Raw genomic sequence first — 10668 nt, forward strand, 5'->3', positions numbered from 1 at the left:
CGTCAACCGCCTGGCCGCCAGTCAGGATCCGGTTGCCCTGGACTACTGGGCCGCCAAGGACATCCTCTACCCCATCGACGAGAACCCCAGACATCACCCCGACTTCGAAGGCATCAAGGCCTGGCTCGAGCCCGCCCGCGACCTCATCAACCAGCGCGGAGGTCTCTGGCGACCTGCAAGAGGAATCCGGGCCGACCGCGCGACGACGGACGAGGCCCGGATGCGAGTCTCGTCCTACAGCGCCAAGCAGTTCCTGAAGGACGTCCGCCGGGCTCGACGAGTAAGTTGAACACGCGCAGGAGGCCCAGAGGCTCAGATCGTCGAACCGAGCCGAGTTCTCATCTCTCGGCCGAAGCGTGGGCGGTTCATGCCTCGGATCTTCGAGGCGGCTTCGCCGCGGCTGCGGGCACCCAGTTTCTCCAGGATGTTGTGCACGTGGGTCTTGACCGTCGCGACTTCGATGAAGAGGCGGCTCGAGATCTGTTTGTTGGTCAATCCCTGATCGAGCAGTTCCGCGATCTCGTATTCGCGCGGGGTCAACTTGGCATGAACCGAGTTTCTTTGGGCGGTCAGATGTCGCACTCTGCGCACGAGGGCCGCCGCGATCCGGCGGGAGCATCCGAATCTTTCGCGAACCGCGTCCTGGACCGCTCTCACCAGATCGTCCACCGAGCCCTCTCTACAGACGTAGCCGGCGATCCCGGCCTCGGCACACGCCACCACCTCCTCCTCCGACTCGCTGAGACCCAGCGCGATGACCTTGGTCTGGGGAGCCTGCCGGGCGATCGTGCTGATGGTCTCCAGGGCCTTGGGAATCGCCGTGTCCAGGAGCACTGACTCCGGCTCGTAGCGTTCGACCTGCTCGATCGCCAGGGCGGCACTCTCGGCACTGCTGACCACCCCGAGCCGGCCGTCCTGATTCAGAACCTGCGTCAGCCCCTCCCGGTAGAGGCGCACGTCGGATACGATCAAGACTTTCAACCTTCCCAGTTCCGACACCAACCACCTCCAGTTCACCCACCCCCCAAAGCTTTAGCTTGAGCGCCTGACGCTCCTCATACCACAGATCGCAGCCAAGGCCAAACTCGCCAAGACACCCTCGGCCGGGGTCTAGATCTCCACCCCCGGACGGTCCTAGTCCTTTGGATCTGGGCGAGGTCGGCTAAGCCCTTTCCGGCCTGCGGGATGCGGGGAAACGCGCCTTGGCGGGGCCGGCTGGCGCTCATGGAGCCACCGACCGATCTCGACCCCGGATTCGATCCTAATTCGATCTCAGGGTGGATTCCCAGCGGGACCGCCGGCCAACACAATGCCGAACGTCGGTTGTTGACAGAGACGTGATTACCGGTCCGGAGTCGTGCCAATTCGAATCGCCGTAGTGGGTCTTCCTCAGATGCTGCGACAAATCGTCAGCTCATTGCTGAACAAGGAGGACGACTTTCAGGTCGTCGGCTATCCCGCCGAGCAAACCGACCTCGGGTCCCTGGTCGAGAGCACGAAGACCGACGTGGTCATCATGGCCAGCCCCGACGGCACACCGCCTCCGGCCGCGGACTCGCTGCTAAAGGAGCATCCGCGACTCAAGATCTTCACGATCACGCCCAACGGGCGCGAGGCCTTTCGAGTCGAGCTCAGGTCCGAGACCATTCCGATCAGAGAGATCTCCTTTCAGCGCCTGGTCGACGAGATCCGCGAGACGCTCGGTGAAGCGTGCTCTCGGACCGCCGTGGAGGAGCGGCCGTGACCTGGGGCCGGAGTGCTTCCGACCGTGACCGCGACACGCCCGTCGAAACCCCTGAGGTGGGTGCACCGAGCGCACCGTCAACAACGCCCGAGCCCCAACCGTACGCCGACGCCTGGGCCCATCTCGAGGCCGAGTTGGCCCGGCTGGATCTCCTTCTCCAGGCCGCCGTGCTTCGATCCCGGCGGTCGCCGGACGATCCGCTGGCGCAGCTTCAGGGCCTGGTCATTACCGATACCGAGGTCGCGCGGCTCCTCGGACTCGCCGAGGATACGGACGCCACGATCGGCTCAAGGCTTCGCGATCTCGACGCCAGCGCGCGCGAGCTGCGCGATTCGATCGACGTCCAGGTGGAACGAAGCCGGCAAGAAGGCGTCTACCTGCCGCTCCCCTACATGACGCGGCTCTTTCAGCTCACCCGGGCCGAGGAGCAGTGTCTTCTCATCTGCCTGGCGTCCGAGATCGACCGCAAGTACGACAAGCTGTTCGGGTACCTGCACGACGACGTGACCCGCAAGCGGCCGAGCGTCGACCTCGTGCTCGAGCTGACCGGTGCGATGCCGCGCGAGCGTCTGGACCTGCGATCGATCTTCGACCCCATGGCGCCCCTGATGCGCTATCGCCTGGTGCGGTTCTCTGAGATGGCCGAGGGCACGGTGCCGCTGCGGGCGCGGGCGCTTGCGCTCGACGACCGGATCGCCGGCCTGCTCCTGGGCAACCGCGTCCTGGACCCGCTGATCGCCGAGTCCGTTCGGTGGCTGGATCCGGCCGCGCCCTCCACCGAGGTCCTCGCGAGCCCGAGCGAGTTCATGGAAACCAGGCAGTCGGTTCGCGCCTACTTCGACGCCTCCAACGAGGTGCGGCCGAACGTCGCGCTGCACCTGCGCGGGCCCTACGGCAGCGGCCGGTTGGCGAGAGCCGTCGCCGTCGGCGAGGAGCTCGGCCTGCCGCTGCTGAGAGTGGACCTGGCCGGCCTGCCCGCCGGTACCCCACGTGATGAAGTGCTCTGGCGAGCCGCCCGCGAGTCGCTTCTCTGGCCCGCCATTCTCTGCATTACCGGCTTCGACAGCCTGCTCAAGGGCGACGCCGAGGCCGAGCGTTCGCTCCAGGTTCTGCTCGAGGCGATCCAACTCTTGAGCCGATGCACGGTTCTGATTGGCGAGCGCTCCTGGCACCCCCAGCGCCGGCTGGGCGAGGTTCTCTTCGTGGAGCTCGAATCCGATTCCCTGGACGAGGCCGCGGTAGCCGATTTCTGGTCGCAGCACGCGGACTCGGTGCACGCCTCCATCCAAGGCTCCGGCCTGCGGTCCCTCGCCGGTCGATTCCGCTTCACGCCGGGGCAGGTCCACGACGCCATGCGGGCGGCGCGGGATCGGGCCACCTGGCGCGCGCCGAGCGACGTCGCGGTGACCCAGGACGACATTCAACATGCTTGCCGAGACCAGTCGAGCACGGCGCTCGCGGGCCTGGCGCGCAAGATCGAGCCCCGCTACCGATGGCAGGACATCGTGCTTCCCGACCATGAGATGGCCCAGGTACGAAGCATCTCCAGCCAGGTTCGCCATCGCCACATCGTGTTCGGGGACTGGGGCTTCGGTCGCAAGCTGTCCCACGGCAAGGGTCTGCGCGCCCTGTTCGCGGGTCCCACCGGCACGGGTAAGACGATGGCGGCCGCGGTGGTCGCGAATGACCCCGGCCTGGGGCTCTACAAGATCGATCTATCGCAGGTCGTGAGCAAGTACATCGGCGAGACCGAGAAAAACCTCGACCGCGTCTTCGCGGCGGCGGAGAGCGCCAGCGCCATCCTGTTCTTCGACGAGGCCGACGCCCTGTTCGGCAAGCGCTCCGAGGTGCGCGACTCCCACGATCGCTACGCCAACGTCGAGATCAGCTACCTGCTCCAGAAGATGGAGGAGTACGAGGGAATCGCGATTCTCGCCACCAACCTGCGGCGCCACATGGACGACGCCTTCCTGCGCCGCTTGCAGTTCGTGATCGAGTTCCCCTTCCCCACACGTGACTACCGAGAGGCGATCTGGCGGGTGACTCTGCCCCCCGAAGTGCCGCTCGAGGGCGAGCTCGATTTCGCCGAGCTGGCGCGCGACGTGCGCCTTTCCGGAGGCAATATCAAGAACATCTGTGTCGCCGCCGCCTACCTGGCCGCCGCCGACGGCGGCGCCGTTTCGATGTCGCATATTCGGGACGCCAGCCGGCGCGAATACGAGAAGCTCGGCCGCGGCTGGAGTCACGAGCGCGCGGTGGAGGTGAGCGCATGATTCGCGACCTGAGCGAGAGCCTGCGCAACCTGCTCGACGCCCCCAGCCTGGCCGCGGAGTTCCCCGAGCTCGCGGCTGCCGACATCGTCTTCGACCGGCCGATCGTGACCTTCAACCCCGCCCAGAGCGCGATCGACCTGTTCCTTTTCGACGTCAACGAGAACGTCGAGCTGCGCAGCAACGAGCCCGAGATCGTGCGGAACGGCTTCATGGCGACCCGGCGCAAGCCGCCGCGGCGCATCGATTGCTCGTATCTCGTGACCGCCTGGCCGGTTGGCGGGATCGATCTCTTCCTGCAGGAGCACCGGCTGCTGTCGCAGACCTTGCAGGTCCTGGGCCGCAACCCGACCATGCCGGCAGCCGTGCTGGCCGGCTCGCTCGCCGGCCAGGAGCCACCCCTGCCGATGATCGCGCCCGAAGTCGACAGCCTCAAGGGCGCGGCCGAGTTCTGGACGGCGATGGGCAACCAGCTGCGCGCCTCGTTCTCGGTGACCGTGACGATCAGCGTGCCCTGGGTGCCGGACGTCACCGGGCCGGTGGTCACCACCAAGCGCGCGGGTTTCGCGCCCGGGACGCCGACGGTGGACGAAACCCTGATCCAGATCGGCGGTCTGGTCGTCGACCCAGGCGGCAACGGCATCCCCGGGGCGTTCGTCGACGTCCTCGACGCCGGTCTGCGCGCGGTTTCCGATGACGAAGGACGCTTTTCCCTGCCCCAGGTTCCGGCGGGCAATCGCACGCTGCGAGTCATCGCGGTGGGTTTCCAACCAAACACGCAGGTGGTGACCGTACCTGGTTCCTCCAGCGATTACGAGATAACCCTGACGCCCTAGACCAAGAGATTCGAGAGACCAAGCGAAAAGGAGGGACCCATGGCTTTTAACGCGGTAAACAAAGTACCCGGCGTCTACATCGACGAGATCGATGTACCCGGCCCCATCGCAGGTGTCGCCACCAGCATCCTGGCCATCGTCGGGCCGGCCCGAGAGGGCCCGATCAACGTCCCGACGCTGGTCACCAACCCGACCCAGTTTCACGACAGGTTCGGCGGCCATCTCATGTCGCCGCTCTTCTATGCGAGCCACGGCGTCATGGGGTTCTTCGAAAACGGCGGCGCGAGCTGCTACTTCGTGCGCGCCGGCACCGCGGTGCGCGCATCCTGGGATCTGAGCGACGGCGCCAACACGACCATCGTCGTCAGCGCGCTCGACGAAGGCACCCGGGCCAACGACCTTCGGGTCGAGGTGCAGGCCGCCCACATCGCGACAACCCAGGCCCAGCGTGGACAGGCCAACCTTGCCGGCGGCGGCGCGCTCAACAACACCGCCGAGGTCGACGATCACAGTCAGTTTCGGGTCGGTGACGTGGTTCTCATCGACGACGGCGGCGGCACCACGGATACCGCCGAGATCGCGCTGATTGACGAGCCCAGCAACACCCTGACCTTTACCGCCAACCTGGCGGCGGCGATCCCCGCCGGAACGGTACGGGTTGCGGATCTGGCCGCGGGGACCACCTCGTTCCGCGTGGCCGACAGCGCCGGGATCGAGCCCGGAAGCTACGTCGAGATCTCCCAGGGTGCGACCTCGGAGGAGCTGGTCATCGGCGCGGTCGACACGGTCAACCACATCCTCAGCCTGGAAACCGCTCTCGGCAATGCCTACACGATGGCGGCGGCCGATCCCCAGGTCCAGGTCCAGACTCTCGAGTTCAACCTGATCGTTACCGACACCGCCGCTCTCAACCCGCACCCGGACGAGACCTTCTCGGAACTAGCGATGGATCCGAGGCACAGCCGCTATTTCGGCTCGGCGGTGGCGACTCAGGGCTCGGCCGTGATCTCTGCCGCACCGGCGGACGACCCTCCCAATCCAAGCGTGCCACCGGCCAACGTTCCGGCTGTCGCCGCGGCCGCGGCCCCGACCACGGCCGGCGTCGACGACGACCCAACCGCCCTCGGCTCCGCTCACTACATCACCGCCATCGACAGCCTCGAGCGCGTCGACGACGTCACCATGCTGGCGGTTCCCGATCGCACGGATCTCGCGGTGCAGGGCGCCATGATCACCCACTGCGAGAAGATGCAGGACCGCTTCGCCATCCTGGATCCGCAGGCCGGCGCCGACCCCAATGATCCGGCTGGCATTCGCGGTCAACGCGGCACTCTCAACTCCGACAACGGCTACGCGGCTCTCTACTACCCGCGGATCTGCGTCAACAATCCCGACCCCAACGTCGAGGGCACGATCCTGGTCCCGCCTTCGGGCCACATCGCCGGCGTCTTCGCCCGCACCGACGACACCAAGGGTGTCCACAAGGCGCCCGCCAACGAGCAGATTCGAGGCGTACTCGACCTCGAGCGCACCCTCAACGAAACCGAGGCCGGGCACCTCAACGAGCTCAGTGTCAACGTTTTGCGCCGGCGCCCGAACCGCGGCTTCCGCATCTGGGGCGCGCGCACTCTGACCACCAGCACTCAGTGGCGCTACGTCAACGTTCGCCGTCTCCTGCTCTTCATCGAGGAGTCGATTCAGGAAGGCACCGAGTTCGCGGTCTTCGAGCCCAACAACCCGTCACTGTGGAAGACGGTCAAACGTCAGGTCGACGCTTTCCTGACCACGGTCTGGAACACGGGCGCCTTCGTCGGTATCACCCCGGACGCTTCGTTCAGGGTGCGCGTCGACGAAGAGCTCAACCCGCCCAGCCAGATCGCGCTCGGCCTGCTGACTTTCGAGGTCACCGTCTATCCGGCACCGCCTGCCGAGTTCATCGTCTTCCGGGTAATCCAGCAACCGGGCGGCCCCAGCATCGAGGAATAGCCCTTTACCAAAGGAGACATCTGCAATGCGCAACGACCCCTACAAGAACTTTCGCTTCGTACTCGAGATCGACGGCATCCAGCAGGGCGGTTTCCGAGAATGCAGCGGCTTCGGCTCGACCGTCGAGGTGGTCGAGTACCGTGAAGGCGGCGAGCCCAGCACGGTTCGGAAGCTGCCCGGCACGATTAGCTATCCCGATATCACCCTGAACTGGGGGATTACCGACTCGCGCGAGCTCTACGACTGGCACCTCGCCGCCGTGCGCGGTGAGATCGAGCGCAAGAACGGCTCGATCATCCTTCAGGACGACCTCGGCGAAGAGAGCGTCCGCTACAACTTCAGGGACGCCTGGCCGAGCGGATGGGACGGAGCCGACCTCAACTCGACCGGCAACGAGGTGGCCGTCGACAGCCTGACGATCAGTTGCGAGTACTTCGAGCGGGCTTAGAGGAGACGTCATGTTTCAAACCGAACACGAATTCACGCTGCCGATGGGATACGTCGACACAGAAGGCAACCTCCATCGCGAGGGCGTCATGCGTCTGGCCACGGCGGCGGACGAGATCCTGCCGCTAAAGGATGGACGGGTCCAGAGCAACGAGGCGTACTTCATCGTCATTCTTCTCGCGCGGGTGATCACCCGACTCGGCTCGCTCGAGCAGGTCAACCCGAAGATCATCGAGAGCCTCTACGCCTCCGACCTCGCCTATCTGCAGGAGCTCTACAACCAGGTCAACCGCAACGGAACGGCGGCCATGCCGGCGGTCTGTCCGAAGTGCGACCACGGATTCGAGGTGCAAATGAACGGCCTGGGGGGGTCCTAGGCTACCCCCTCGACGCGCTCAACGAGGAGGTAGCCTTCATCGCTTATCACTTCCACTGGTCGCTCGACGACGTCATGAACTTGGAGCATCCCGATCGGCAGCGCTGGGTAAAGGAGATTTCGGCAATCAACGGACAAATGAACGCGCAATGAGAACCTGCAAACAGTCAGCCCGTCTTCGATGGTCAGGCGTCATCGGGAGATTGCCGCGGCCGATCGGTCGTGACTTCGCCGCCTGGGCGCGGTCCATCGTCGCGCGCTTCCGGCGCATGACTCCGCGGTGGTCGCTTCCCCACCGCCTCTTCTTGCGCCCTGCGCTAGCGCGATTCGGGGAGCGAATCGTCGAGCGCCTGCACTCGGTGACCCGTCGAGCGGCTCCGCGAATTCAGCCGAGGCTTGACCGCGTGGCGAGACCTACGGCAAACCCGCGCGGGTCGATACGACCGAAGGTTTCGACCGGCAGGTCTGCACGCTCGGGCCTCCCGATGACTGCGCCGCCTCCGGATCGGGCGCGGCGACTCGGGCGGCACCTGATCGGAGCTACGCTCGGATCGCCACGGGCCATGCTTGAAGCTCCGAATCGACTCGCCGAGAGCTCGTTTCGTTCGGCCGGGCGCGCCCATGCTGCCGCCAGCGATTGGCAACCTCGGCGGGCCTTCCAACAGCGCTTCGAACGCCTCGAGCGCAGGATCGATTCTCTGTCCCTGCGCCGCTTCGTCCGCCGCACGACGCGAGTCGAAGAGCGCGCCCTGGTCAGAACCACACGAGTCATCGCGAGGTCTCATGGGCCGTCGGAGTCCCCGGCGCGCCGGCCGTCGCACCGGGATCTCGAGCCTGTCTCCAACATCGGAGCACCGAGATCGTCGCGGCCCGCCGCGACCGCCAGGGCCTCGCACGGCGCCCCCCCGCCACCGCAGATCGACATCCACAGCCTGACCGATCAGGTGGTCCGGCGGATCGACCGCCGTTACCTGGCCTGGCGCGAGCGGACGGGAAGGACCTGACGAGATGGGCCTGGCCAAAGCGATCATCCGGATCGAGCACACCGGCGAGGAGATTCCGGTGCTGTTCAATCCCGAGGAATACAGCATCAACCACGACAACAACTTCGCGTCGCAAACGGTCCCCGGGTTGAGCGCGCCGGTGCTCCAGTTCGTCAACGGCAACATGCGCACCCTCGACATGGAGCTGTTCTTCGACACGACCGCCGAGCGGATCGATGTGCGCGAAGAGACCGGCAAGGTCGTCGGGTTACTGGACATCGATTCGGAGCTGCACGCCCCGCCGGTGCTCGAAGTGTCCTGGGGGTCGCTCTACTTCCGCTGCGTCCTCGCCAGCGCGGGGCAGCAGTTCGTCAAGTTCCTGGATGACGGCCGACCGGTCCGGGCACGCATCAACGTCACCTTCAACGAGTTCGTCGACCCGCGCCGCGAGAGCCGCGAGGTCAATCGGCAGACCACCAACTTCAGCAAGGTCTACGTCGCGGCGGAGGGTGACGATCTGGCGAGCCTGGCGGCGCGCTTTCTCGACAACCCACGAGTGTGGCGCGCGATCGCGATCGAGAACGATATCGACGATCCGCAGGCCGACCTTACCGGGATGTCGCTTCGCATTCCGTCGCTTCCCTATCTGAACCCCGAGACCGGGGAGGTTCTGGCTTGAGCTCCGCCTATCCCACCTACGCACCGGACTTCGCGATCCAGATCAACGGCACCGCGATGCCCGCCTCCGTGCGCTCGGTGGTGACCGGCGTCAGCTACCAGGACGGCAGAAACGCCGCTGATCGCGTCGAGGTCGAGATCGCCAACCCCGATCTGCGCTGGTTGCAGAACCACATTCGCGGACTCGGCTTTCAGCCTTTCCCCACCGGCATCTCGATCGGTCCCGTGCGCGCCCTGGATGCGGCACCCGATGGCACCTTCGATCTCGACAATCGCCTGAGCCTGGAGGTCGGCTACGCCCCCGACCAGCTCGAGCCCATGTTCGACGGCGAGATCACCGGGGTCGAGGCGAGTTTTCCCAACGGCGGCATGCCCAGCATGAGAATGATCGCGCACGACAAGCTGCATCGCTTCTCGCAGGGCACCGGAGCCGGCGGCTTCGGATTCCTCCCCGACTTCCTGGTGGCGACCATCGTCGGCGCCAAGAACCTGTTGGTGCCGCTGATCGACCCCACCATCGTCGCGGCTTCGACCGCTCTCACCGCCCTCAACGTGATCTTCACCGGCAGCGGCGAGGTCCAGGCGGCGCCCGGGCAGGGTCAAACCGACCTTCAGCTTCTGCAGTTCATCGCAGCCAAGTACGACGCCGACTTCTGGGTCGAGGGCGACGTGCTCTACCTGTCCCGTTTCCTCAAGGAGTACGAGCCTCGGTTGACGCTCCGATGGGGCGAGTCGCTGCTTGACTTCTCACCGCGGGTGAGCAACGTCGGTCAGGTCGCCGGTGTCGGCTACCGCTTTACGCTGCGCGAGCTCCCCTTGAGCTTTCTCGTGACGGTCTTCTGGGACTTCGACCGCGAGAGCCTCGGCGTTTCGGTGGAGCCGGGCGTCGCGTCGGTGGCGCCGGGCGTCAGCGGCCCGACCTTGACCATCGTCGACCGGACCATCTCGAGTCCGGCTGACGTCGCCAGCAGTGCCCTGCGCATCATTCACGACCTGCGCAAGAAGCTCAACGCCCGCCTGACCGGCAGCGCGTCTTCGATCGGCGACCCACGCATCCGGGCCGGCGCCGTGGTTCGCCTGGAAGGGCTGGGACCCGACTTCAGCGGCGACTATCGGGTCGCGAGCGCCACCCACTCGATCGACAGCGGCGGCTACAGCACCAGCTTCGACGTCTTCAAGGAGATCATCCCGTAATGGAAGAAATGCTCGAGCAACTCGCCGAAAGCGCCGAGGACATGCAGCGCAAGTTTTACGGCCTGGTGGTCGGTCAGGTAATAAATCCGGTCGATCCGCTCGCCCTGGGCCGGGTGCAGGTGCGGCTGCCGTTCATCGACGACATCAACCTGAG

At 65.8% G+C, this 10668-nt stretch carries 12 protein-coding genes; 11 read left to right on the top strand and 1 reads right to left on the bottom strand.

The annotated features are described in order from the left end of the window. Positions 1-289, top strand: a 289-nt coding sequence (locus tag GY769_09830) for a hypothetical protein (protein ID MCP4202222.1), incomplete at its 5' end; no start/stop codon positions are given. A 23-nt stretch (positions 290-312) separates the two neighbouring features. Here GY769_09830 and GY769_09835 read toward each other — a convergent pair. Beyond that, on the bottom strand, positions 313-972 hold the full coding sequence (locus tag GY769_09835; GenBank protein MCP4202223.1) for a response regulator transcription factor: 660 nt from the start codon (positions 970-972) through the stop codon (positions 313-315). Between the two features lie 421 nt (positions 973-1393). Here GY769_09835 and GY769_09840 point away from each other — a divergent pair, with 421 nt between their 5' ends. The 10 genes from GY769_09840 to GY769_09885 all read left to right on the top strand — a co-directional run. After that, complete coding sequence (locus GY769_09840) at positions 1394-1744, top strand: response regulator transcription factor (GenBank protein MCP4202224.1); 351 nt, start codon at positions 1394-1396, stop codon at positions 1742-1744. Next, a complete protein-coding gene (locus GY769_09845) occupies positions 1741-4017 on the top strand; it encodes an AAA family ATPase (GenBank protein MCP4202225.1) in 2277 nt (758 codons plus the stop codon). Before GY769_09840 ends, GY769_09845 begins: the two co-directional genes overlap by 4 nt. After that, positions 4014-4850, top strand: a complete 837-nt coding sequence (locus tag GY769_09850; protein ID MCP4202226.1) for a DUF4255 domain-containing protein — start codon at positions 4014-4016, stop codon at positions 4848-4850. Before GY769_09845 ends, GY769_09850 begins: the two co-directional genes overlap by 4 nt. A 225-nt stretch (positions 4851-5075) precedes the next feature. Further along, complete coding sequence (locus tag GY769_09855) at positions 5076-6836, top strand: phage tail sheath family protein (protein MCP4202227.1); 1761 nt, start codon at positions 5076-5078, stop codon at positions 6834-6836. Positions 6837-6861: 25 nt separating this feature from the next. After that, complete coding sequence (locus GY769_09860; protein ID MCP4202228.1) at positions 6862-7284, top strand: phage tail protein; 423 nt, start codon at positions 6862-6864, stop codon at positions 7282-7284. A 10-nt stretch (positions 7285-7294) separates the two neighbouring features. Continuing rightward, positions 7295-7660 (top strand): phage tail assembly protein, encoded by a 366-nt coding sequence (locus GY769_09865; protein ID MCP4202229.1) that lies wholly within the window; start codon positions 7295-7297, stop codon positions 7658-7660. A 562-nt stretch (positions 7661-8222) separates the two neighbouring features. Then, complete coding sequence (locus GY769_09870) at positions 8223-8663, top strand: hypothetical protein (GenBank protein ID MCP4202230.1); 441 nt, start codon at positions 8223-8225, stop codon at positions 8661-8663. Between the two features lie 4 nt (positions 8664-8667). Continuing rightward, positions 8668-9321 (top strand): peptigoglycan-binding protein LysM, encoded by a 654-nt coding sequence (locus GY769_09875; GenBank protein MCP4202231.1) that lies wholly within the window; start codon positions 8668-8670, stop codon positions 9319-9321. Then, entirely contained in the window at positions 9318-10514 is a 1197-nt protein-coding gene (locus GY769_09880; protein MCP4202232.1) for a hypothetical protein, read from the top strand. Before GY769_09875 ends, GY769_09880 begins: the two co-directional genes overlap by 4 nt. Continuing rightward, the coding region (locus GY769_09885; GenBank protein ID MCP4202233.1) for a hypothetical protein at positions 10514-10668 on the top strand (155 nt) is incomplete at its 3' end. The genes GY769_09880 and GY769_09885, both read left to right, overlap by 1 nt.

Source organism: bacterium (assembly GCA_024224155.1).
Lineage (GTDB): Bacteria > Acidobacteriota > Thermoanaerobaculia > Multivoradales > JAHEKO01 > CALZIK01.

Excerpts from the sequence above, each read along its gene's own strand:
- GY769_09840 (MCP4202224.1), top strand. The coding sequence starts at position 1,394 with ATGCTGCGACAAATCGTCAGCTCATTGCTGAACAAGGAGGACGACTTT.
- GY769_09850 (MCP4202226.1), top strand. The coding sequence starts at position 4,014 with ATGATTCGCGACCTGAGCGAGAGCCTGCGCAACCTGCTCGACGCCCCC.
- GY769_09855 (MCP4202227.1), top strand. The coding sequence starts at position 5,076 with ATGTCGCCGCTCTTCTATGCGAGCCACGGCGTCATGGGGTTCTTCGAA.
- GY769_09860 (MCP4202228.1), top strand. The coding sequence starts at position 6,862 with ATGCGCAACGACCCCTACAAGAACTTTCGCTTCGTACTCGAGATCGAC.
- GY769_09865 (MCP4202229.1), top strand. The coding sequence starts at position 7,295 with ATGTTTCAAACCGAACACGAATTCACGCTGCCGATGGGATACGTCGAC.
- GY769_09870 (MCP4202230.1), top strand. The coding sequence starts at position 8,223 with ATGCTTGAAGCTCCGAATCGACTCGCCGAGAGCTCGTTTCGTTCGGCC.
- GY769_09875 (MCP4202231.1), top strand. The coding sequence starts at position 8,668 with ATGGGCCTGGCCAAAGCGATCATCCGGATCGAGCACACCGGCGAGGAG.